Raw genomic sequence first — 23,069 nt, forward strand, 5'->3', positions numbered from 1 at the left:
CATTCGCGTCCATCTGCACCTCAATAACCGCAAACTTCATCCGCGCAACTATTCAATGTTAACTATTCACTATTAACTGCCTCCTCCCTTGGCCATTCAGCAACACATTGTTTACTCTTGATGCCAACAAACCGCTCCCCCCTTCGACCATGGTTGAATAGCCAGCCAGGGAGCGTCACACAATAATCAAGGGAAAGCCGGGAGCCCCACGGGCGCTCCCCACTGGCAGTATCCCAAGGAGGCCCCGATGTCCAAGACCCACATTCACCCTGTTCCCGCAGACTTCAAAGCCCAGACCCTGATGGACCGCGATACCTACGAAAAATGGTACGAACAGTCCATCAATGACCCGGATACCTTCTGGGCCGACCGGGCCCGGGAATTCCTGGACTGGAAAACTCCCTGGGACACCGTCAGCGACTGGGACTTCAACGAAGGCCGTGCCACCTGGTTCCAGGGTGCTACCCTCAATGTCTGCTACAACTGCGTGGATCGCCACCTCCCCGAGCGTGCCAATCAGACTGCCATTATCTGGGAAGGCGACGAACCGGATCAGGACAAACACATTTCCTACCAGCAACTGTTCGAGGAAGTGAGCAAGTTCGGTAATGTACTGAAAAGCCGTGGCGTCAAGAAAGGGGATCGCGTGGTGATCTACATGCCGATGATCCCGGAAGCGGCCTACGCCATGCTGGCCTGCGCCCGCATCGGCGCGATTCACTCCGTGGTGTTCGGCGGTTTCTCCCCGGAAGCATTGAAAGATCGCATTCAGGACGCCGGCGCCTGTGCCGTCATTACTGCCGACGAAGGGGTCCGTGGTGGTAAGGCCATCCCCCTCAAAGTCAATGCAGACAAGGCCATGGCCAGTACCGATAGCGTGCATACCTGCCTGACGGTTCAACGTACCGGCGGAGATATCGACTGGCAGGCGGATCGGGATGTCTGGTACCACGAGGCCATGGCGGAAGCATCCAGCGATTGCGAACCGGAATGGGTCGACGCGGAAGACCCGCTGTTCACCCTGTACACCTCCGGCTCCACCGGTAAACCCAAGGGCGTCGTCCACACCACCGCCGGCTATCTGCTCAACACCGCACTGACCCATAAATATGTGTTCGACTACCACGAGGGTGACATCTACTGGTGCACCGCCGATGTGGGCTGGATCACCGGACACAGCTACATTGTCTATGGGCCACTGGCCAACGGCGCCACCACGCTGATGTTCGAAGGCGTGCCCACCTACCCGGATGCCTCTCGCTGCTGGCAGGTGGTGGACAAGCACAAGGTCAACATCTTCTATACCGCCCCCACCGCCATCCGCGCCCTGATGGGGCTGGGCGATGAGCCGGTCACAAAGACCTCACGGGCCAGCCTGAAGCTGCTGGGCACGGTGGGCGAACCGATCAACCCGGAAGCCTGGGAGTGGTACTACAAGGTGGTGGGCGAGTCCCGCTGCCCCATCGTCGACACCTGGTGGCAGACCGAAACCGGCGCCATCATGATTGCACCGCTGCCGGGTGCGGTGGACCTGAAAGCCGGTTCCGCCACCCTGCCCATGTTCGGCGTACAGCCGGTACTGATGGACCCGGACGGCAACGAACTGGATGGCGCCACCTCCGGCAATCTGGCCATCAAGGCCAGCTGGCCCAGCCAGATCCGCACCGTCTATGGCGATCACCAGCGCCTGATCGACACCTATTTCAGCGCCTACAAGGGCTATTACTTCACCGGTGACGGCGCCCGCCGTGATGAAGACGGCTATTACTGGATCACCGGCCGGGTGGACGACGTGCTCAACGTGTCCGGCCACCGCCTGGGCACTGCCGAAATCGAATCCGCTCTGGTACTGCACACCAGCATTTCCGAAGCTGCCGTGGTCGGCTACCAGCACGATGTGAAGGGCCAGGGTATCTATGCCTATGTGTCCCTCATGGCCGGCAAGGAAGGCAGCGACGAGCTGGTGCAGGAACTGCGCGACATGGTGACACAGGAAATCGGGCCCATCGCCAAACCGGATTTGATCCATTTCGCCCCCGGCCTGCCCAAGACTCGCTCCGGCAAGATCATGCGCCGCATCCTGCGTAAGATCGCCGCCAACGAGCTGGACAGCCTGGGCGATACCTCCACCCTGGCCGACCCGGCGGTGGTGGATCAGCTGATCGACACCCGGCTGAATCAGTAAGGCACCACCCTGCTCCATCGCAAGCAACAGCAAAAAGGCAGCCACAGGCTGCCTTTTTGCTGTTTATTCGTTGCCTATCACACCAACCCTCCGCGTTTATCTCACAGCCACAATGGTCAATTTCTTACATATATCATCCCGTTTCACCGACAGACATATTTCTGTCATAAGGCATCCTTGCGCACGGAATCAACATGTTGAAAACCAAGGAGAAAATATGAAGAAGCTGTTCGCGCTTGCCGCTGTTTCCGGCTCACTGTTCCTCACCGGCTGTCAGACCCCTTACTCCCCAGGCCTGATCTACAGTGACATGGCCGCCCCTGTAGACGTGCGTGACAACGCCGTCGCCTGCACCAAAGAAGGGACTGCCACCATGAAGAACTATCTGGGCTAGGCTACTTTGCTTTCGGCGACGCATCCACCGCCAAGGCCAAGCAGGATGCCGACATTGCCCGCGTTGGTACCGTGGATGTGAAGTTCAAGAACATCCTCGGCCTGTACGGCGAAACCACCACCACCGTATGTGGTGACTAAGTCTGCCATTTCCGGCTAACCCCGGTATTCAGACACAAAAAAGGCCGGCAAATGCCGGCCTTTTTTGTGGAGCGGAGAAAGAAAGGCTTAGCCCTCCTTCGCTTCCTTCATGGACAGCTTGATACGGCCACGCTGATCCACGTCGAGAACCTTCACCTTGATCAGGTCGCCCTCATTGACGTAGTCAGACACCTTCTCAACCCGCTCTTCAGCGATCTGGGAGATGTGCAGCAGGCCTTCAGTACCGGGCATGATCGCCACGAAAGCACCGAAATCCACCACCTTGGTGACCTTGCCTTCGTAGATGGCGCCCACTTCCGCTTCGGCAGTGATTTCTTCCACACGACGCACGGCTTCTTCTGCCTTCTCGCGGGTTTCACCGTAGATCTTCACGCTGCCATCGTCTTCCAGATCAATGGTGCAACCGGTTTCGTCGGTCAGCGCACGGATGGTGGCGCCGCCTTTACCGATCACGTCACGGATCTTGTCCGGATTGATCTTCAGGGTCAGCAGGGTCGGCGCATTGTCAGATACCTGGGTGCGAGATTCAGCAATCGCCTTGGCCATTTCACCGAGGATGTGGATACGGCCGGCATTGGCCTGTTCCAGCGCCTTCTCCATGATCTCTTCGGTGATGCCTTCGATCTTGATGTCCATCTGCAGGGCGGTTACGCCACGGGCAGTACCGGCCACCTTGAAGTCCATGTCGCCCAGGTGATCTTCGTCACCGAGGATATCGGACAGTACCGCGAAGCGGCCGTCTTCTTCCTTCACCAGACCCATGGCAATACCCGCCACTGGCGCGGTCAGGGGAACACCGGCATCCATCAGCGCCATGGAGGTGCCACATACGGACGCCATGGAGGAGGAACCGTTGGATTCGGTAATCTCGGACACCACGCGGATGGAGTACGGGAAAGCCTTCTCGTCAGGCACTACCGCTTCCACACCACGGCGGGCCAGACGGCCGTGACCGATCTCGCGACGCTTGGGAGAGCCGATCATGCCGGTTTCGCCCACACAGTAGGGAGGGAAGTTGTACTGCAGCATGAAGTGATCCTGGCGGGACCCTTCCAGTGCGTCGATGAACTGGGCATCGCGCATGCCGCCCAGGGTGGCGGTAACGATGGCCTGGGTTTCACCACGGGTGAACAAGGCAGAACCGTGGGTCTTGGCCAGCACGCCGACTTCACATTCGATGGCACGTACTGCATCAAGAGCACGGCCGTCGATACGCGGCTTGCCGGACACTACCGCTTCACGGACCACGGATTTCTCGACCTTGCCGAACAGCTCTTTCACTTCGCCGGCTTCCGGAGCGCCTTCTTCGCCGGTGGCAAACGCTTCCACACAGGCATCACGCAGCTCGCCCACTTTGGCGTAACGGGCCATCTTCTCGGTGATGGTATAGGCTTCGCCCAGCGCACCTTCAAATTTTTCCTTGATGGCGTTTTTCAGCTCGGTGTTCTCGGTAGCGGGCTGCCACTCCCAGGTGGGGGTGCCCACTTCGGCAGCAAATTCCTTGATGCCCTGAATAACCGGCTGCATTTCCATGTGACCGAACAGGACAGCGCCCAGCATCTGGTCTTCGGACAGCTCTTTGGCTTCGGATTCCACCATCAACACCGCAGGCTCGGTACCGGCAACCACCAGATCCAGGGCGGATTCTTCCAGTTCGCTGCGGCTGGGGTTGAGGATATACATGCCATCCTTGAAACCAACGCGGGCAGCGCCGATGGGGCCACCGAAAGGAATGCCGGAAATAGACAGGGCGGCGGAGGTGCCGATCAGGGCAGCGATATCCGGATCCTGATTCTTGTCGGCAGACATGACCGTGGCGACTACCTGCACTTCATTCATGAAGCCCTTGGGAAACAGTGGGCGGATCGGGCGGTCGATCAGGCGGCAAGTGAGGGTCTCTTTCTCGCTGGGACGACCTTCACGCTTGAAAAAGCCACCGGGGATACGGCCGGCTGCGTAGGTCTTTTCCTGATAGTTAACGGTCAGGGGGAAAAAGGGTTTGTTGGGATCCGCTTCTTTTTTGCCTACCACGGTAACCAGCACTTCGGTGTTACCGATACGAACCATGACAGCAGCGGTGGCCTGGCGGGCGATCTGCCCGGTTTCCAGGGTTACCGTGTCACGGCCGAACTGAATCTGTTTAGTGATTTTATTGAACATATCTCGTCTCTTCTCTCTTCACGACAATCTTCGAGGCCCATGCCTCTGATAACAATTCATCTTTTGCCCAGGCATCATAGCCCGCCAGGGCGCCTGGCCCAACCGTAAATTAGCCAACAGATACGCCCGAAGCCCTTAGCCAGCGGTATTCCGAACGTGATCTCCAGCCATTTTCCACAGGCCAGAAACAACAGAAGCCCGGCGACTGCCGAGCTTCTGTTGTGGTTACCCGATCTGCGGTCTTTTAACGACGCAGACCCAGCTTTTCGATCAGCTGCAGGTAACGGGTGCGGTCTTTCTTGGCCAGGTAGTCCAGCAGCTTACGACGCTGGTTTACCATGCGGATCAGGCCGCGACGGCTGTGGTGATCCTTCTTGTGACCCTTGAAGTGGTCCTGCAGGCCATTGATATTGGCACTCAGCAGAGCAACCTGTACTTCCGGGGACCCGGTATCGCCTTCTTTCTGGCCGTGCTCTTTCAGGATTTCCGCTTTCTGTTCAGTGGTTAACGCCATTCTATTTCTCCAATATGCTCAATAAAAAGACGCGGTCAGCCATGCATATTTATAGCTGCCGTCTGTGGATGGGCGTCTCAGCCCGATACCAGTCGACGAGGGGCAATCCGCCCGTCTTCCAGCACTTCACCGACACCCAGAAATTCTTCACTGGATGCCTGGTAAATACTTACCCAACCGTCCGCAGGACGGTCTGAGGTCATCACTGGCTGACCCTGCTGCAGGTAATAGGCAGCATTGTCACCCAGCTCAATGCGCGGCCAGTCTGCCACGCTGGTGGATAAAGGCAAGAGCAGCTCGTCGATTGCTTCGAAGCCGCCGGTTTCCTTGATCTTGCCCAGTTGTTCCAGGGTCAGCATGCGCTCCGCCGGATAGGGACCGGCAGACAGACGGCGCAGGGCGGTGACATGGCCGCCACAACCCAGCTTCTCACCGGTATCTTCCACCAGCGAACGCACATAGGTGCCTTTGGAACAATCCACTTCGAATTCCAGCTCATCGCCTTCGATACGCAAGATGCGAAGATCATAAATCGTTACCGGGCGCGGTTTACGCTCCACGGTCTTGCCTTCACGGGCCAGTTTGTAAAGCGGCACACCCTGGTGCTTGATCGCCGAATACATGCTTGGCACCTGTTCGATATCCCCCTTGAAGGACATCAGGGCGTCTTCAATCTGTGCAGGCGTCGCCGTCACCGCTGTGGTGCTGACCACATCACCGTCCGCATCGCCGGTTTCGGTAATCACTCCCAGCTTGGCGGTGACCCGATAGCTTTTGTCCGACTCCAGCAGGAACTGGCTGAATTTGGTGGCCTCACCAAAACAGATCGGCAACATGCCGGTGGCCAACGGATCCAGGCTGCCGGTGTGACCGGCCTTGGCCGCGGCAAACATTTTCTTGACCATTTGCAGGGCGCCATTACTGCTGACACCACCGACTTTATCCAACAACAGGATGCCGTTGACGTTACGGCCACGAGGACGACGTTTTGCCACCTGACAGCTCCGCTACACTAATCGTTTTCGGTTTCGTCGTTGTCCGGACGCAATTCCCGGTCTTCCGCGCGGGCTTCATCAATCAGCTGTGACAGATGTGCCGCCCTTTCCGGGGTCATGTCGTAATGGAAACGCAATTTGGGGGTGGTGCGGGTGTTGAGGCTCTGAGCCAGGCTGCTGCGCAGGAAGCCACTGGCTTTTACCAGTACTTCCTCCGCCTCGGCGCCTTCTTCCTCGCCCTTGCCCAGCAGAGTGAAGTACACGTCGGCAAAGGACAGATCCCGGGACACCGTTACATCCTGGATGGTGGCCAGATTTACCCGCGGGTCTTTCATTTCAAACTGCAGTAACCGCGACAGCTCACGCTGTATCTGATCGGCAATCCGGTCGGTACGGTTAAAGCCCTGCGGGCGACGATGACGGCTCATGGCTAACGGGGCACGCTCCTTACAGGAAGCGCGCCACCTCCTTCACTTCAAAGACTTCGATCTTGTCACCGGCTTTCACGTCGTTGTAGCTCTTCACAGCGATACCACACTCCATGCCGTTGCGTACTTCCTGGACATCGTCCTTGAAGCGACGCAGCGATTCGAGCTCGCCTTCGAAGACCACGACATCATCGCGCAACACGCGGATCGGACGATTGCGGTACAAGGTACCCTCGATGACCATACAGCCGGCAACGGCACCGAACTTGGAAGAACGGAACACGTCGCGAACCTGGGCGGTACCAAGGATCTCTTCGCGCTTCTCTGGTGCCAGCAGACCACTCATGGCCGACTTGACGTCGTCGATCAGTTCGTAGATCACGCTATAGTAACGCAGATCCAAGCCTTCCTGTTCGCACAGTTTCTTGGCCTTCGAATCAGCACGGACGTTGAAGCCCAGCAGTACGCCTTCACTGGTCATGGCCAGATTGACGTCGGATTCGTTGATCGCACCTACGCCGGCAGATACCAGGTTCACCTTCACTTCATCGGTGCCCAGATCATGCAGGGCGCCAGTGAGCGCTTCCAGGGAGCCGCGTACATCGGTCTTGAGGACGATGTTGACGGTCTTGGTTTCTGCGCTGCCCATGTTCTCAAACAGGTTCTCCAGTTTGGAGGCCTGCTGACGCTTGAGTTTCAGGTCGCGATCACGCTCCTGACGGAATTCAGCCACTTCACGGGCCTTCTTCTCGTCGGGCACCACCTGCACCTGTTCACCTGCTTCCGGGGCACCATCCAGACCCAGTACTTCCACCGGGATGGAAGGACCGGCGGTTTTGATGGGCTTGCCGTTCTCGTCGACCATAGCTCGTACGCGGCCGAAGTGAGCGCCAGCCAGCAGCATGTCACCGATATTCAACTGACCCGCCTGGATCAGAATGGAAGCAACGGTACCGCGGCCTTTTTCAATACGCGATTCAATCACTACGCCAGTGGCAGAGCCCGTGGACGGTGCTTTCAGTTCCAGCAGCTCGGACTGCAGCAGGATGGCATCAAGCAGATCATCTACACCCTGCCCGGAATGTGCAGACACGTTGATGAACTGATATTCACCGCCCCACTCTTCCGGGATCACATCCTTAGTGGCCAGCTCATTGCGAACACGATCCGGGTCCGCCTGCTCTTTATCAATCTTGTTCACGGCGATGATGATCGGCGCACCGGACGCCTTGGCGTGGTCGATCGCCTCGGCGGTTTGCGGCATCACACCATCGTCAGCAGCAACCACGATCACCACGATATCCGTAGCCTTGGCACCGCGGGCACGCATGGCCGTAAAGGCTGCGTGGCCCGGAGTATCCAGGAAGGTGATCATGCCCTTCTCGTGCTCTACATGGTAGGCACCGATATGCTGAGTAATACCACCGGCTTCGCCGTCGGCAACCTTGGCCTTGCGGATGTAATCCAGCAGGGAGGTCTTGCCGTGATCCACGTGGCCCATAATGGTCACCACTGGAGCGCGATCATTCAGATCCCCCTCATCACGGTTAACAACCATGCCGGCCAGGTGATCTTCAAGAACTTCTTCCTGCCCTTTGCTGGCAACGGGCTTGTGACCCATTTCTTCTACCAGAAGGAATGCGGTCTCTTGATCAATAAACTGATTGACCGTCGCCATTTCACCCATCTTCATCATGGCCTTGATCAATTGCTTGGCCTTGATGTTCATGCGCTGGGCCAGATCGCCCACGGTAATGGTTTCCGGTACTTCGACTTCGTAGATTTTCTTCTCCGTCGGGGTTTTAAAGCCGTGCTGCTTATTCATGGAGCTCTTCATCTGGCCGTGAGCCACGCCAGCTGATTTCGGCTTGCGACGACGGCGACGAGATTGGCGCTCTTCACGCTGATAGCTGGCTTCCTGCGCGGCAACAACAATGGAAGACCCTTTGTCTTCCTCTTCCTCAGGCTTTTTCTCTTCCTGATCGCCACGTTTTTCCAGCTCCGCCGCGATACGGGCAGCTTCTTCAGCGGTACGGCGAGCAGCTTCCTCTTCCGCTTTCTTGCGGGTTTCTGCTTCCTGTTTGCGCTTGGCTTCATCGGCTTCACGCTGCTTGCGTTCGGCTTCTTCGCGCTTGGCTTTTTCTTCAGCCGTTTCTGCCTTGGCAGGCTTTTTGGCGGCCGCTGTCTTCGGCACGGAGACACGCTTGGTCTTCTCTTCCGCCGCCTTTTCGCCTGCAGCCTTGCGCTCGGCTTCCGCACGGGCCTTGGCGTCTTCTTCTTTCTTGCTGGCCGCTTCTTCAGCCTGACGCTTGGCAACTTCTTCAGCCTGGCGCTGCTCTTCTTCCGCCAGACGCGCAGCCTCTTCGGCCGCCTTGCGTTCGGCTTCCTCGCGTTCCTGCTCTTCAAGCGTCTCGCGCTTCACGTAGGTGCGCTTCTTGCGCACTTCCACGTTTACGGTCTTCGATTTGCCCGCCGCACCGGTAGTCTTGATGGTGCTGGTGGACTTGCGCTTGAGGGTAATCTTCTTGGCTTCGGTATCCGCGGCACCATGGGACTTGCGCAGATGAGCCAGCAGCTGCTGCTTCTGCTCATCGGAGACCACTTCGCTGGCATCGCCATGGGGTAATCCGGCGTCTTTCATCTGCATAAGCAGCTTCTCGACGGGAGTCCCTACGATGTCGGCCAGTTTCTTTACGGTCGTTTCTGCCATGTCAGCAACACTCTCCTGTCCGTCTCTAGCAGGCTATTGAAAATAGCCTGGGCCATTGCCCTTTGGGCGAATGACCGCACTGCCCGGCACATTCCGGTCAGCGCATTGTGTGCTTATCTTTGCGGACCGTACCGCGAAGATAACTTGAAAAGCACCTTGTGGCCTTTTCAACACCCTGCTGTTGGTGCCCGCGTCTAATCCGCCAGAACTAATAAAGGCTGTCAGGCTCCGGCTTCGCCTTCATCGGCGAACCAGGGAGCCCGGGCTGTCATGATCAACTCGGCGGCACGCTCTTCGCTCATGCCACTGATTTCCATCAGATCATCCACCGCCTGTTCGGCCAGGTCTTCCATAGTGGCGATGCCACGGGACGCCAGCTCCACCGCCAGGTCACGATCCATGCCATCCATGTTGAGAAGATCTTCAGCAGGCTCGGCCAGTTCAAATCTCTCTTCGGATACCAGTGCTTTGGTCAGCAGGACATCCTTGGCACGCTGACGCAGTGCTTCGACAATATCTTCATCGAAACCGTCGATAGCGAGCATCTCTTCTTCAGGCACATAGGCCACTTCTTCCAGGGTGGTAAAGCCTTCATCCACCAGAATGCCGGCCACATCCTCATCCACGTCCAGTTCTTTCATGAACGTTTCCAGGGCCTGGGCGGCTTCCTCTTCCTGCTTGTTCTGGGCATCGTCAAGAGTCATGACGTTGAGTTCCCAGCCAGTCAGCTCAGAGGCCAGACGGATATTCTGACCACTGCGACCAATGGCCTGGGCCAGGGCGGATTCATCTTCCACCGCAATATCCATGGAATGGCTTTCTTCATCCATTACGATGGAAGCCACTTCCGCCGGCTGCATGGCATTGATCACCAGTTGCGCCGGGTTGTCGTCCCACAGGACGATATCAATACGTTCACCGGCCAGCTCGTTGGAAACGGCCTGGACGCGAGCACCGCGCATACCGACACAAGCGCCAACCGGATCAATACGCTGGTCGTTGCTTTTCACGGCGATCTTGGCGCGCGAGCCGGGATCACGGGCTGCGCCCTTGATCTCGATCAGCTCTTCACCGATTTCCGGCACTTCAATCTTGAACAGCTCAACCAGCATGTCCGGGCAGGCACGGCTTGCAAACAGCTGTGGGCCACGATTTTCTTCGTTCACGCCCAGCAAGTAAGCGCGAATCCGGTCATTCTGACGCACCGCTTCGCGGGGAATCATGTGCTCACGGGTGATCAGCGCTTCCGCGTTGCCGCCCAGATCCAGAACGATGGAATCCCGGCTGGCTTTCTTGACGATGCCGCTGATCAGCTCACCAATGCGATCACGATATTCTTCGATGATCTGGCGACGCTCGGCTTCGCGCACTTTCTGCACGATGACCTGCTTGGCTGTCTGGGCACCGATACGACCAAAGGCTTCGGATTCGATTTCCTCTTCCCAGGTGTCGCCGATCTGCAGCGACGTATCCTGTTCATGGGCTTCATCGAGGGTCAGCTGCTTACCGAATTCGTAAAGCTCTTCATCGGGCACCACGTGCCATACGCGGAAGGTGCGAGAATCGCCGGATACCCGGTCGATATCCACGCGAATTTCCACGTCTTCTTCCTTAAAGCGTTTTTTGGTAGCGGCCGCCAGAGCAAGCTCGATGGCCTCGAAAATCACGTCACGGCTGACGCCTTTTTCGTTTGATACGGTTTCCGCTACCAGCAGGATCTCTTTGTTCATGGCCAGGCCTTTACAAAGACAAAGTTCTTCAGGGCGTGCTCAGTCGAAGCGAGGCTGCAACCGGGCACGATCTACCTGACTGTAAGGAATACGCAGGGTGTCGCCATCAAGCTCCACCACCAGCGTTTCGCCATCCACGGCCACAATGGCCGCCGTCATTTTACGCTTGCCAGACACCGGCGCCAGCAACTTCAGCTGAACGTCTTCACCGATGTAGTCGGCATATTGCGCAATATCAAACATGGGCCGATCCATGCCCGGCGAGGACACTTCCAGGTTATATTCGCCGGGAATTGGATCTTCCACATCCAGCACGCCGCTGACTTCGTGACTCACCGCCGCGCAATTATCTACCGAAATACCGTCTTCATGGTCGATATACACACGCAAAACAGCCCCGCGCCCCTGGATATGTTCAATACCCCAAAGCACGAAGCCCAAGTCTTCAACGACCGGAGCCAGCAGCTCCGTTAATTGTTCTACGCGTTTCGACATGTCCTTTCCGACAGTACAAACAAAAAATGGGCCTGGGGACATTACAGTGACTGCAAGGAAGCCATGCAATCGACCGCACATCCACCGCCCATTCCACTGCTGCGGATAACAAAAGGCCCCTGCTAGAGGGGCCTTTTGTCCGCTTTGAACCAGCCTTGACTGATTCCTCTAAGTGGTAGCGGGGGCAGGATTTGAACCTACGACCTTCGGGTTATGAGCCCGACGAGCTACCAGACTGCTCCACCCCGCAATAAAACCGTTGAACCTTTAGCGCCCCTCGGCACTCGATTTACATTCTGGTGAGTGTAAATCTTTTCGGTTCCAGCTGGTTGAATCTTGCTAATCCAAGCGTTCAACCCGCCTCAAATATCGAGCGCAAATAGTACTTAGAGGCGCTCACTCTGTCAAGGCAATCGCGAAAAAAACATTTACTTTTCGCTGCCTTAGCACGACCGGGAGCGAACTCCAGACTGCGCCCGCAAACACCATGGCATCTGCGCTGCCGGGACTGCTCTCTGCTGCTCGTCGCCGCAGAAATCAACCGGAAAGCGCCACAAAAAAACCACGTTGCGCCATGCCATGGAGCGATGAAAAACCACTTTCATCGCGCCCGATCGGAGAGTTAGCACCACCAGACCGGGTTACACCGAGATCCGCCAGCGGATCTCATTTCCAAATTGGTGCCGAAGGCCGGACTTGAACCGGCACGAGCGAAGCTCACTACCCCCTCAAGATAGCGTGTCTACCAATTCCACCACTTCGGCAAAGAACGCTTTCGTTACTGCTCCGACTGAGGCACTTCAGCCGGGGCCGGGGATTCTACCCCAGCTTGCGGCACATCTGAAACCTCTTTTTGTGCCGGAGCATCATCGGATGCAACCGGCACTTCAGACATGGTCGCTGGCACGTCGGAATCCGCCGGAGCAGCCGGCACATCATCTTCCTGCTGCTCGAGGGTTTCCAGTTCCGGCAGGAAACTGCGCACGCCCTCAGCTTCCTGACGAGCCATCCAGGCCAGTCCCATGCTGGTGATGAAGAACACCACCGCCAGCATCGCCGTGGCGCGAGTCAGAAAGTTAGCCGACCCGGCACTGCCAAATACAGTCTGGGAACCGCCACCACCGAAAGAAGCGCCGGCATCGGCACCCTTACCGTGCTGGATCAGCACCAGCCCAATCAGGCCAAGGGCCGCCAGCACATGCACTACATGAACAACAATATCCATAATGACTCTATTATTCCGCCGCCTGACAGATAGCAATAAAACTGTCGGCTGTTAACGATGCCCCGCCTATCAGACCCCCATCGATGTCTGACTGGGCAAACAGAAGGGCGGCATTATCCGCCTTTACACTGCCGCCGTAAAGCAAGCACAGCGATTCAGCGATATCCTTATCGTTTTGGGCCAGAGACTTCCGCAGGGAAGCATGTACTTCCTGGGCCTGTTCCGGGCTGGCGGTTCTGCCGGTGCCGATAGCCCATACCGGCTCATACGCCACTACCGCTCTGTCGAAAGCGGCAATACCCACCGCATCCACGACGGCCTGCAGCTGCCCGCACACCACGGCTTCGGTATCACCAGCCTCACGCTCTTCAAGGGTTTCACCCACACAGAGGATTGGCACAAGGCCGGCAGCCTGAGCCCGGGAAAACTTGGCGGCGATCAGCGCATCAGTCTCTTCATACAGCGCGCGACGCTCGGAGTGGCCAATAATCACGTAGCCACAACCCACCTCCGCCAGCATCGGAGCGGACACCTCCCCGGTGAAAGCACCATCATCCTGATCGCTCAGATTCTGCCCGCCCACACCAATGGTCGCCGGCAAAACGGATCTCGCCGCTGCCAGATAAGGATAAGGCGGACAGATCACCACCTCCGCCGCACCGTCATAGCCAGCCAAAACTTGCGCCATCTCGGCTAGCAAATCCTGCCGTCCGTTCATTTTCCAGTTGCCGGCAACCAGCGGTGTTCTTGATTTCATCTGTTATTCCTTGGATATAAAAATGCCTGACGCCTGACGGAGTATGACGTTTGCCATCCCCACGTCCGGCGCCAGGCAGCCAGCGTTATCAGGCAATCGCCTTTTCCACCACATCGGCCAGTTCCCGGCACAGGCTAGCCACCTGATCCGCATCCTTGCCCTCGATCATCACCCGCACCAGTGGCTCGGTACCGGAGGGCCGCAGCAGAATCCGGCCATTGCCGCCCAGCTTGTCTTCCACGCCTGCCATGGCAGCCTTCACTTCTGCCTTATCCATAAAACCGTCACGGCTGGAGCCGCGCACATTGATCATGGTCTGCGGCAACAACGCTACATCCGCCAATGCATCCGCCAGACTCTGGTCACGGCGGGATAGCGCCGCCAGCACCTGCAGGGCAGAGACTGTGCCATCGCCGGTAGAGGTACAATCGAGACAGACCAGATGGCCTGAGGATTCGCCGCCGATCAGCCAGCCACGTTGATCGAGCTGCTCCATCACATAGCGGTCACCCACCTTGGCGCGAACGAACTCGATACCCTGCGCCTGCAGTGCCAGCTCCAAACCGAAGTTAGACATCAGGGTGCCGACCACACCGGGCATGTCCGCCCCGCTTTCCTTGCGATCCCGGGCCACCACGAACAGCAGCTGGTCACCATCCACCAGCTTGCCGGTATGATCGACCATGATCAGCCGGTCCGCATCACCGTCCAGGGCAACCCCCAGATCCGCCTTTTCGTCCAGTACTCGCTGCTGCAGCTTTTCCGGATGGGTGGAACCACAATCACGGTTGATATTGAAACCGTCCGGAGTATTGGCCATGGCCACCACTTCGGCCCCCAGCTCCTCGAACACATCCGGCGCGATGTGGTACGCCGCGCCGTTGGCGGTATCGACCACGATCTTCATGCCACTCAGATTCAGACCCGGCACGGTGCTCTTGCAGAATTCGATATAACGGCCACGGGCATCATCGATGCGACGTACCTTGCCGATCTGGTCAGTGGCGACCACGGACATGTCTTCGTCCAGCAGGCGCTCGATTTCCAGCTCAATCTCATCATTGAGCTTGCGCCCATCCGCCCCGAAGAATTTGATGCCATTATCGGTATAGGCATTATGAGAAGCGGAAATAACGATCCCGGCCTGGGCCGACAGAGTGCGGGTCAGGTAGGCAATACCCGGTGTTGGCAGGGGCCCGAGCAGGCGCACATCGACACCGGCGGCAGAAATGCCGGCCTCCAGGGCCGATTCAAACATGTAGCCGGAGATACGGGTGTCTTTGCCGATCAGAATCTTGCTGCCACCATGGGCGGCAAGCACCTTGCCGGCCGCCCAGCCCAGCTTGAGCACGAAATCCGGGGTAATGGGGAATTCCCCCACCGTGCCTCGCACGCCATCCGTCCCGAAATACTTACGCGCCATGACTACTCCTTGTGCGGTTATTTTATACGATGACTGTCGCCTGACTGCCTCACGGCGTGGGCGAAACGCACCACATCCACGGTTTCCCTCACATCATGGGCACGGACAATCTTTGCTCCGCGTTCAATACAGATGGCCGCCGCCGCCAGACTGGCCGGCAATCGCTCACTCACGTCCCGGTCCAGCAGCTTGCCAAACAAGGACTTGCGCGAAATACCAATCAGGACCGGCAGCGCCAGTTCCTGCAACGCGGCCATTTCATTCATTAAGGTAAGATTGTGCGCCACGGTCTTGGCAAAGCCAAAGCCCGGATCGACAAGAAGTCGCTCACGGGGAATGCCAACCTGCTCGCAGGCGGCGACACGCTGACGCAGAAAATCGATCACGTCGGCGGTAACATCCCCATAACGGGGATCATCCTGCATGTTGCCGGGCTCACCCAGCATATGCATCAGACAGACCGGTAATTCGCTGGCTGCCGCAGCCTCCAGCGCGCCGGGGCGGCGCAGGGCGCGCACATCATTGATCATGCCGGCACCGGCAGCAGCAGCATCACGGATCACTGCCGCAGTGCTGGTATCCACGGACACCAGGGCGCCGAGCTCACCCGTCAGCGCCTCCACCACCGGGACCACCCGGTCCAGCTCCTGCTGTTCGGAAACCGGCGCTGCGCCGGGGCGTGTAGACTCGCCACCCACATCAATGATGGCCGCCCCGTCCACCAGCATCTGCTCGGCCTGGCGAAGGGCGGCATCCCGCTCGGTAAAGCGGCCACCATCGGAAAAGGAGTCAGGGGTTACGTTGAGTATCCCCATAACGACAGGCGCGGACAGGTTTAGTGTCCGCGCCCCACAGGTCAGCGTTTCAATCATGGATCAGAGGGATCAATGGGTATTGGCAGGTCCGCCGATGGCATCATCGCCCGGCTCCTTGTCACCGCTGGCAGCGGTACCATTCCCTGGACCCTGATCACGCCAGTCTTTCGGCGGGCGCGGCTTATGGCCGGTCATAATGTCCTCGATCTGGTTGGCGTCGATGGTTTCGTACTGCATCAACGCTTCCGCCATCAGATCCAGCTTGTCTCGGTTGTCCTCAAGAATCTGCTTGGCGCGACCATAGCAGCTGTCGATGATCGCCCGCACTTCACGGTCAATCTCTTCGGCGGTCTGCTCGGACATGCTCTTGCGCTGGGACATCTGTTTGCCCAGGAAGACCTCACCCTCTTCTTCCTCGTAGGCCAGCGGCCCCAGCTTCTCGCTCAGACCCCACTTGGTCACCATGGCACGAGCCAGCTTGGTAGCACGCTCGATATCATTGGAGGCACCAGTGGTCACGCCATCAAAGCCCAACGTCATTTCCTCCGCCAGACGCCCGCCGTAGAGCGAACAGATGGAGGATTCCAGACCGCGTTTGGACTGGGAATATCGATCTTCTTCTGGCAAATACATGGTCACACCCAGCGCACGACCGCGCGGAATGATGCTCACCTTGTAGACCGGGTCATGCTCGGGCACCAGACGGCCAACAATGGCGTGACCCGCCTCGTGATAAGCCGTGTTCAGCTTCTCTTTCTCGCTCATCACCATGGAGCGACGTTCCGCGCCCATGAGGATCTTGTCCTTGGCTTTCTCGAACTCCTCCATGGACACCATGCGCTTGTTGGCACGGGCAGCAAACAGCGCCGCTTCGTTGACCAGATTGGCAAGATCTGCACCGGAGAAACCGGGGGTGCCGCGGGCAATCACGCTGGGATCCACGTCTTCAGAGATTGGCACCTGGCGCATATGAACCTTGAGTACGTGCTCGCGACCACGGATATCCGGCAATGGCACAGTTACCTGGCGGTCGAAACGACCCGGGCGCAGCAGCGCCGGATCCAGCACGTCGGGGCGGTTGGTGGCAGCGATGACGATGATGCCTTCATTGCCATCAAACCCGTCCATTTCCACCAGCAGCTGGTTCAAGGTTTGTTCACGCTCATCGTGGCCGCCACCGACACCGGCGCCACGGGAACGGCCCACCGCATCAATCTCATCGATGAAGATGATGCAGGGAGAATGCTTTTTGGCCTGCTCAAACATGTCACGGACACGGCTGGCACCAACACCCACAAACATTTCCACAAAGTCAGAGCCGGAAATGCTGAAGAAAGGCACCTTGGCCTCCCCCGCAATGGCCTTGGCCAGCAGGGTTTTACCCGTACCGGGCGAACCGACCATCAGCACGCCGCGGGGAATCTTGCCGCCCAGGCGCTGGAATTTCGCCGGATCACGCAGAAACTCGACCAGCTCCTGCACTTCTTCCTTGGCTTCTTCCACCCCTGCCACATCGGCAAAGGTGGTCTTGATCTGGTCTTCGCCGAGCAGCTTGGCCTTGGACTTGCCGAAGGTCATCGGCCCGCCGCCGCCTTTACCACCACCCTGCATCTGGCGCATGAAGAAGATGAAGATCGCCAGAATAATCAGGATCGGCAGTACCGACAGGAACAACTGCATCAGGAAACCCTGACGCTCGGGCTCCACACCTACCACATTCACCTTGTTCTGGATCAGCGTAGGCATCAGGTTGGTATCCAGTGTCGGCGGTTTCACCGTCTTGAACTGGCTGCCATCCTTGTAGGTGCCAGTGATCGCGCTTTCGCCGATCTTGGCTTCCTGCACGTCACCACTCTCTACCCGAGAAATAAAATCCGAGTAGGGGATACTGGTTGAAGCAGGCTGAGTGCTGATGCTGGATGCCACCACGTAAAGTACGCCGGCAATAACCAGCCACAGCACAATATTCTTGGTCATGTCGTTCAAGGGAGACCTCGATCAATTCCGGGCGCTTCACGCGCACACTAACGAACTTACACCTTACACCATTTGCCGAACCCTGCGTAATGCCGGTTCGGACAGCAAAAGCGCCATTTCACGGCTTTTTTACAGCTCATTTCAGACCACTGGCCAGCTGATACACCTCAGTAGAACGGGCACGGCTGGCGGCCGGCTTGCGGCTGACTACCCGGTGAAAACGCTGCAACAGCAGCTGCCGGTACTCATCAAACCCCTCACCCTGGAATACCTTGACCAGAAACTGGCCATCCGGTTCCAGCACCCGCTCGGCCATATCCAGTGCCAGTTCGGCCAGATACATGGCCCGCGGCTGATCCACGCCCTTGTTACCACTCATATTGGGGGCCATGTCGGACATTACAAGGTCTGCCTTGCGATCCCCAAGCGCCGCAAGGATTTGCTCATAGATGGCGTCTTCGCGAAAATCCCCTTCAATAAAGGCCACATCCGGCAGGGCATCCATGGGCAGGATATCGCTGGCGATGACAGTGCCGTGTGAACCCATCAGCCGGCCCGCCACCTGGGACCAGCCACCCGGCGCAGCCCCCAGATCCAGCACTGTCATGCCGGGCCGGAACAGGCGGTCTTTCTCGTTCATCTCCAGCAGTTTGAAACTGGCACGGGAGCGATAACCCTCTGCCTGGGCCTTTGCCACCCACTGGTCGCTGAAATGCTCCTTGAGCCAGGCCTTGCTGGTTTTGGAACGGCTCGATTTCGCCATCAGAGATCACCTCTTCAATCCGCTTTGCCGCTGCCTTGCTTAACGGCTGCTTTTCACCCTGCTAACCCGTAGAATACGCCCATCGCCGGGACAGCCCGGACATTCCCTCATTTTGTGTTGCCCTGCTGGCGACACCCTGCAGCTCTGGAGCCACACCGTGCCGCTATCTCAACAGGACATCAAACGGCTGCGCCGTATTGGCCACCACCTCAAACCCGTACTGATCTTCGGCGGCAAGGGCCTCACCGAGACCTTCGTCGAGGAGCTCAACCTGCGCCTGGAAGACCACGAACTGATCAAGGTGAAGGTCAATGCAGAAACCCGCGATGACCGGGCAGCCATCGTTCAGGCCCTAAGCGACAAAGGCAGCGCCGAGCTGATTCAGCGCATCGGCAACATCGCGCTACTCTACCGGCCTGCGCAGAAGCCGAACCCGAAATTATCCAACATCCTGCGTTATCAGGACGCGTGAATGCCATCGGCTGATTTCACACAGAGCACATAAAAAAGGCGACGTTTAACGTCGCCTTTTCTTTTGCCTTGCAACTCAGATGTGCTCGACCTTGTCGACCTCATACTCCCGGGTACCACCAGGGGTATCGATCTGCACCACATCCCCTTCTTCACGACCGATCAGACCACGGGCGATGGGGGAATTGACGCTCAGCTTGCCCTGCTTGATGTTGGCTTCATCGTCACCCACGATCTGGTACACCTTCTGTTCGTCGGTATCCACATCGATGATGGTCACGGTAACGCCAAAAATCACCTTGCCGGTATGCGTCAGCTCAGTGATATCAATGATCTGGGCCGCGCCGAGCTTGGACTCGATCTCGTTGATGCGCCCCTCACAAAAACCCTGCTGCTCGCGAGCCGCGTGGTATTCCGCATTTTCCTTCAGATCACCGTGCTCGCGGGCCTCGGCAATGGCTGCGGTAATGCGCGGACGATCTTCTCTTTTCAGCTTTTCCAGCTCTTCGCGCAGGGCCTTTGCACCCTTGGCGGTCATCGGTATGCGTTGCATAGTCATCCTCGTCTAATCCATGAAAACCGCCCGGAGCACTCGGCTCCGAGCGCCCCATGGGACGATTTACTGCATTTGTGCGTGCAAATCCTGCAGGCGCCGAACCGTGGGCTCGCCGCTGATTCCCAGCGCCTGACACACCGCGTGGGCGGCGGTGATTGTGGTGGTGTAAAACACCCGGTGCTGCAGAGCAGAGCGGCGAATCGCAAAGGAATCACGGATCGCCTGCTTGCCCTCAGTGGTGTTCACGATCAGGGCAACCTCGTCGTTCTTGATCATGTCCACAATGTGCGGACGCCCCTCCAGCACCTTGTTGACCACTTTCACATCCAGACCGGCGTCGGCAATTACCTTGGCGGTACCGCGAGTGGCCACCAGATTGAAGCCACGCTCGATCAGCATGCGCGCCACCTCGATAGCTGCCGACTTGTCCACTTCACGCACCGAAATAAAGGCAGTTCCCTTCTCCGGCAGGGCTTCGCCCGCGCCCAGAGACGCCTTGCCAAACGCTTCGGCAAAGGTAGCGCCGACACCCATTACCTCCCCGGTGGATTTCATTTCCGGGCCGAGGATGGGATCTACTTTCGGGAATTTGGCGAACGGGAACACCGCTTCCTTCACGAAGTAATGCTGCGGTTTGATTTCCTGAGTGAAGCCCTGTTCCTTGAGGCTGGTACCCGCCATGCAGCGAGCCGCTACCTTGGCCAGGGACACACCGATGCACTTGGACACGTAAGGCACGGTCCGTGATGCACGGGGATTCACTTCCAGAACATACACCTCGCCGCTCTTGACCGCGAACTGCACATTCATCAAGCCGATCACGCCCAGCTCCAGCGCCATGTCTGCCGCCTGCTGGCGCATCACATTCTGCACCTCTTCACCCAGGGAATACGGCGGCAGGGAACAGGCGGAGTCACCGGAGTGAACACCGGCCTGCTCGATATGTTGCATGATGCCGCCGATAACCACATCGGTGCCGTCACAGACCGCATCCACATCCACTTCGATGGCGTCATCCAGGAAACGGTCCAGCAATACCGGCGAGTCGTTGGACACGGACACCGCGTTCATCATGTAGTTACGCAGCTCGGCCTCGCTGTAAACGATTTCCATGGCGCGACCACCCAGTACATAGGAGGGACGCACTACCAGCGGGTAACCGATTTCTTCCGCCAGACGCACACCGTCTTCCATGGAGCGGGCAGTACGGTTGGGCGGCTGCTTGAGACCAAGCTTGTTAACCATCAGCTGGAAGCGCTCGCGGTCTTCCGCCTCGTCGATGGCATCCGGCGGGGTACCGATAATCGGCACGCCGGCGGCCTGCAGGGCGCGCGCCAGTTTCAGCGGCGTCTGGCCGCCATACTGCACGATCACACCCTTGGGCTTTTCCTTGGCGACGATGGCCAGCACGTCTTCCAGCGTCACCGGCTCGAAGTACAGGCGATCAGACGTGTCGTAATCGGTGGACACGGTTTCCGGGTTACAGTTGACCATGATGGTCTCGTAACCGTCGTCCTTCATGGCGAAGGCGGCGTGCACACAGCAGTAATCGAACTCGATGCCCTGACCAATCCGGTTGGGGCCACCGCCGATCACCATGATCTTGTCACGGTCGGACGGGTTGGACTCGCACTCTTCATCATAGCTGGAGTACATGTAGGCGGTATCGGTGGAAAATTCCGCCGCACAGGTGTCCACCCGCTTGTAGATCGGTTGTACGCCGAACTCGTCACGCTTGCCGCGCACGTCGGATTCCTTGACGCCCAGCAGCTGTGCCAGGCGGGCATCGGAAAAGCCCTTGCGCTTGAGCGCATACAGGCTGTCGCGGGTCAGATCGCTAAAGGTGGTGGCCGCCAGCTGCTGCTCGGTGCGCACCAGGTCTTCGATCTGCACCAGGTACCAGTGATCAATTTTGGTGATATTGAAGATGTCATCCACGGTCATACCGACACGGAACGCATCCCCGACAATCCAGATCCGCTCCGGACCCGGAGTGGCCAGCAACTGGGCCACCTGCTCGCGGGCATCCGGTGAAGCCGGATCCACACTGGGATCAAAGCCGACGGAATCGGTTTCCAGGCCACGCAATGCCTTCTGAACGGATTCCTGGAAGTTACGGCCGATGGCCATCACTTCGCCTACGGACTTCATCTGAGTGGTCAAGACGGCGTCTGCTTCAGCGAACTTCTCGAAGTTGAAGCGCGGAATCTTGGTAACCACGTAATCAATGGAGGGCTCGAAGGAGGCCGGAGTCTTGCCGCCGGTAATTTCGTTCTGCAGCTCGTCCAGGGTGTAACCCACCGCCAGCTTGGCGGCCACCTTGGCGATCGGGAAACCGGTGGCCTTGGAGGCCAGCGCCGAGGAGCGGCTTACCCGCGGGTTCATTTCGATCACCACCATGCGGCCGTTGTCCGGGTTGACCCCGAACTGCACGTTGGACCCGCCGGTTTCCACACCGATCTCGCGCAGTACCGCCAGAGAGGCGTCACGCATGATCTGGAACTCTTTATCGGTGAGCGTCTGCGCCGGGGCCACGGTAATGGAGTCACCGGTGTGCACACCCATGGGATCGAAGTTCTCGATGGAGCAGACGATGATGCAGTTGTCCTTTTTGTCGCGGACCACTTCCATCTCGTACTCTTTCCAGCCCAGCAGGGACTCGTCGATCAACAGCTCGTTGGTGGGCGACAGGTCCAGACCGCGCTGGCAGATCTCTTCAAACTCTTCCCGATTATAGGCAACACCGCCACCGGAACCGCCCATGGTGAAACTGGGCCGGATAATGCAGGGAAAGCCCAGATCTTCCAGGGCCGCATTGGCCTCTTCCATGTTGTGGGCGATGGCAGAGCGCGGGCACTCCAGACCAATGGCCTTCATGGCCTGGTCGAAACGGTGCCGATCTTCCGCCTTGTCGATGGCATCCTGGGTGGCGCCGATCATTTCCACACCGAACTCGGCCAGCACGCCGTGCTTGTCCAGATCCAGCGCGCAATTCAGGGCGGTCTGTCCGCCCATGGTGGGCAGCAGGGCGTCCGGACGCTCCTTCTCGATGATCTTGGCCACGGTTTGCCAGGTAATCGGCTCGATGTAGGTCGCATCGGCCATGGCCGGGTCGGTCATGATGGTGGCCGGATTAGAGTTCACCAGGATGACCCGGAAACCCTCTTCACGCAGGGCCTTGCAGGCCTGGGCACCGGAGTAGTCAAACTCACAGGCCTGGCCGATGACAATCGGGCCAGCGCCAATGATGAGAATGCTTTGTATGTCAGTTCTTTTCGGCATAGTTCACTAACCGTCAGACGTAAATGGC

At 58.2% G+C, this 23,069-nt stretch carries 19 protein-coding genes and 2 tRNA genes; 4 read left to right on the forward strand and 17 right to left on the reverse strand.

The window, feature by feature from the left end:
* Window positions 1-247 precede the first annotated feature (247 nt).
* The 3 genes from acs to B3Q33_RS16605 all read left to right on the forward strand — a co-directional run bounded on the left by acs (window position 248) and on the right by B3Q33_RS16605 (window position 2,719).
* Complete coding sequence (gene acs, locus B3Q33_RS12100; RefSeq protein ID WP_272963372.1) at window positions 248-2,185, forward strand: acetate--CoA ligase; 1,938 nt, start codon at window positions 248-250, stop codon at window positions 2,183-2,185.
* Between the two features lie 217 nt (window positions 2,186-2,402).
* Window positions 2,403-2,579, forward strand: coding sequence for a hypothetical protein (locus B3Q33_RS12105; protein WP_286827701.1), 177 nt, complete (start codon window positions 2,403-2,405; stop codon window positions 2,577-2,579).
* On the forward strand, window positions 2,534-2,719 hold the full coding sequence (locus tag B3Q33_RS16605; RefSeq protein WP_414631550.1) for a TRL domain-containing protein: 186 nt from the start codon (window positions 2,534-2,536) through the stop codon (window positions 2,717-2,719). The genes B3Q33_RS12105 and B3Q33_RS16605 overlap by 46 nt, the downstream gene beginning before the upstream one ends.
* Before the next feature lie 87 nt (window positions 2,720-2,806).
* On the opposite strand, the gene pnp is transcribed toward B3Q33_RS16605, so the two are convergent.
* From pnp to rlmE, 15 genes are all read right to left on the reverse strand, one after another.
* The gene (gene pnp / locus B3Q33_RS12115; RefSeq protein ID WP_272963374.1) at window positions 2,807-4,900 is read right to left on the reverse strand and encodes a polyribonucleotide nucleotidyltransferase; all 2,094 of its coding nucleotides are present in this window, start codon (window positions 4,898-4,900) and stop codon (window positions 2,807-2,809) included.
* A gap of 244 nt (window positions 4,901-5,144) precedes the next feature.
* Complete coding sequence (rpsO, locus tag B3Q33_RS12120) at window positions 5,145-5,414, reverse strand: 30S ribosomal protein S15 (protein WP_035248417.1); 270 nt, start codon at window positions 5,412-5,414, stop codon at window positions 5,145-5,147.
* Between the two features lie 77 nt (window positions 5,415-5,491).
* On the reverse strand, window positions 5,492-6,409 hold the full coding sequence (truB, locus tag B3Q33_RS12125; protein WP_035248416.1) for a tRNA pseudouridine(55) synthase TruB: 918 nt from the start codon (window positions 6,407-6,409) through the stop codon (window positions 5,492-5,494).
* 17 nt (window positions 6,410-6,426) lie between these two features.
* Window positions 6,427-6,837 carry a 30S ribosome-binding factor RbfA gene (gene rbfA / locus B3Q33_RS12130; RefSeq protein ID WP_035248414.1) on the reverse strand — a complete coding sequence of 137 codons (411 nt, stop codon included), beginning with the start codon at window positions 6,835-6,837 and terminating at the stop codon, window positions 6,427-6,429.
* Window positions 6,838-6,856: 19 nt separating this feature from the next.
* Window positions 6,857-9,547 (reverse strand): translation initiation factor IF-2, encoded by a 2,691-nt coding sequence (gene infB / locus B3Q33_RS12135; RefSeq protein WP_035248413.1) that lies wholly within the window; start codon window positions 9,545-9,547, stop codon window positions 6,857-6,859.
* A gap of 221 nt (window positions 9,548-9,768) precedes the next feature.
* On the reverse strand, window positions 9,769-11,277 hold the full coding sequence (gene nusA / locus B3Q33_RS12140; protein WP_035248412.1) for a transcription termination factor NusA: 1,509 nt from the start codon (window positions 11,275-11,277) through the stop codon (window positions 9,769-9,771).
* Between the two features lie 39 nt (window positions 11,278-11,316).
* Entirely contained in the window at window positions 11,317-11,772 is a 456-nt protein-coding gene (gene rimP / locus B3Q33_RS12145) for a ribosome maturation factor RimP (protein ID WP_035248411.1), read from the reverse strand.
* Between the two features lie 173 nt (window positions 11,773-11,945).
* A tRNA-Met gene (locus tag B3Q33_RS12150) sits at window positions 11,946-12,022 on the reverse strand.
* 428 nt (window positions 12,023-12,450) lie between these two features.
* Window positions 12,451-12,536, reverse strand: a tRNA-Leu gene (locus B3Q33_RS12155).
* A 14-nt stretch (window positions 12,537-12,550) separates the two neighbouring features.
* Window positions 12,551-12,997, reverse strand: a complete 447-nt coding sequence (gene secG / locus B3Q33_RS12160) for a preprotein translocase subunit SecG (RefSeq protein ID WP_272963375.1) — start codon at window positions 12,995-12,997, stop codon at window positions 12,551-12,553.
* A gap of 10 nt (window positions 12,998-13,007) precedes the next feature.
* Window positions 13,008-13,754: a triose-phosphate isomerase gene (gene tpiA, locus B3Q33_RS12165; RefSeq protein WP_035248410.1), complete on the reverse strand. Its 747-nt coding sequence runs from the start codon at window positions 13,752-13,754 to the stop codon at window positions 13,008-13,010.
* An 88-nt stretch (window positions 13,755-13,842) separates the two neighbouring features.
* Entirely contained in the window at window positions 13,843-15,177 is a 1,335-nt protein-coding gene (glmM, locus tag B3Q33_RS12170; RefSeq protein ID WP_272963376.1) for a phosphoglucosamine mutase, read from the reverse strand.
* 17 nt (window positions 15,178-15,194) lie between these two features.
* Window positions 15,195-16,049, reverse strand: a complete 855-nt coding sequence (folP, locus tag B3Q33_RS12175; protein WP_272963377.1) for a dihydropteroate synthase — start codon at window positions 16,047-16,049, stop codon at window positions 15,195-15,197.
* Between the two features lie 12 nt (window positions 16,050-16,061).
* Entirely contained in the window at window positions 16,062-17,969 is a 1,908-nt protein-coding gene (gene ftsH / locus B3Q33_RS12180; RefSeq protein WP_198030663.1) for an ATP-dependent zinc metalloprotease FtsH, read from the reverse strand.
* Between the two features lie 136 nt (window positions 17,970-18,105).
* Window positions 18,106-18,732 (reverse strand): 23S rRNA (uridine(2552)-2'-O)-methyltransferase RlmE, encoded by a 627-nt coding sequence (rlmE, locus tag B3Q33_RS12185; protein ID WP_272974760.1) that lies wholly within the window; start codon window positions 18,730-18,732, stop codon window positions 18,106-18,108.
* Between the two features lie 157 nt (window positions 18,733-18,889).
* On the opposite strand from rlmE, the gene B3Q33_RS12190 reads away from it, so the two are divergent.
* Window positions 18,890-19,204, forward strand: a complete 315-nt coding sequence (locus B3Q33_RS12190; protein WP_035248405.1) for a YhbY family RNA-binding protein — start codon at window positions 18,890-18,892, stop codon at window positions 19,202-19,204.
* A 75-nt stretch (window positions 19,205-19,279) separates the two neighbouring features.
* Here the strand turns inward: B3Q33_RS12190 and greA are convergent, their stop codons facing one another.
* Complete coding sequence (greA, locus tag B3Q33_RS12195) at window positions 19,280-19,756, reverse strand: transcription elongation factor GreA (RefSeq protein ID WP_035248404.1); 477 nt, start codon at window positions 19,754-19,756, stop codon at window positions 19,280-19,282.
* A gap of 66 nt (window positions 19,757-19,822) precedes the next feature.
* A complete protein-coding gene (carB, locus tag B3Q33_RS12200; protein WP_272974759.1) occupies window positions 19,823-23,041 on the reverse strand; it encodes a carbamoyl-phosphate synthase large subunit in 3,219 nt (1,072 codons plus the stop codon).
* Window positions 23,042-23,069: the final 28 nt, after the last annotated feature.

Origin of the sequence: Alcanivorax sp. UBA3183, from assembly GCF_002364155.1 — a bacterium.
GTDB lineage: Bacteria > Pseudomonadota > Gammaproteobacteria > Pseudomonadales > Alcanivoracaceae > Alcanivorax > Alcanivorax jadensis.

Bases quoted from the DNA above. Each gene is read 5' to 3' on its own strand.
- acs (WP_272963372.1), top strand. From the start codon at position 248: ATGTCCAAGACCCACATTCACCCTGTTCCCGCAGACTTCAAAGCCCAG.
- B3Q33_RS12105 (WP_286827701.1), top strand. From the start codon at position 2,403: ATGAAGAAGCTGTTCGCGCTTGCCGCTGTTTCCGGCTCACTGTTCCTC.
- pnp (WP_272963374.1), bottom strand. From the start codon at position 4,900: ATGTTCAATAAAATCACTAAACAGATTCAGTTCGGCCGTGACACGGTA.
- rpsO (WP_035248417.1), bottom strand. From the start codon at position 5,414: ATGGCGTTAACCACTGAACAGAAAGCGGAAATCCTGAAAGAGCACGGC.
- rbfA (WP_035248414.1), bottom strand. From the start codon at position 6,837: ATGAGCCGTCATCGTCGCCCGCAGGGCTTTAACCGTACCGACCGGATT.
- infB (WP_035248413.1), bottom strand. From the start codon at position 9,547: ATGGCAGAAACGACCGTAAAGAAACTGGCCGACATCGTAGGGACTCCC.
- nusA (WP_035248412.1), bottom strand. From the start codon at position 11,277: ATGAACAAAGAGATCCTGCTGGTAGCGGAAACCGTATCAAACGAAAAA.
- rimP (WP_035248411.1), bottom strand. From the start codon at position 11,772: ATGTCGAAACGCGTAGAACAATTAACGGAGCTGCTGGCTCCGGTCGTT.
- secG (WP_272963375.1), bottom strand. From the start codon at position 12,997: ATGGATATTGTTGTTCATGTAGTGCATGTGCTGGCGGCCCTTGGCCTG.
- tpiA (WP_035248410.1), bottom strand. From the start codon at position 13,754: ATGAAATCAAGAACACCGCTGGTTGCCGGCAACTGGAAAATGAACGGA.
- glmM (WP_272963376.1), bottom strand. From the start codon at position 15,177: ATGGCGCGTAAGTATTTCGGGACGGATGGCGTGCGAGGCACGGTGGGG.
- folP (WP_272963377.1), bottom strand. From the start codon at position 16,049: ATGATTGAAACGCTGACCTGTGGGGCGCGGACACTAAACCTGTCCGCG.
- ftsH (WP_198030663.1), bottom strand. From the start codon at position 17,969: ATGACCAAGAATATTGTGCTGTGGCTGGTTATTGCCGGCGTACTTTAC.
- rlmE (WP_272974760.1), bottom strand. From the start codon at position 18,732: ATGGCGAAATCGAGCCGTTCCAAAACCAGCAAGGCCTGGCTCAAGGAG.
- greA (WP_035248404.1), bottom strand. From the start codon at position 19,756: ATGCAACGCATACCGATGACCGCCAAGGGTGCAAAGGCCCTGCGCGAA.
- carB (WP_272974759.1), bottom strand. From the start codon at position 23,041: ATGCCGAAAAGAACTGACATACAAAGCATTCTCATCATTGGCGCTGGC.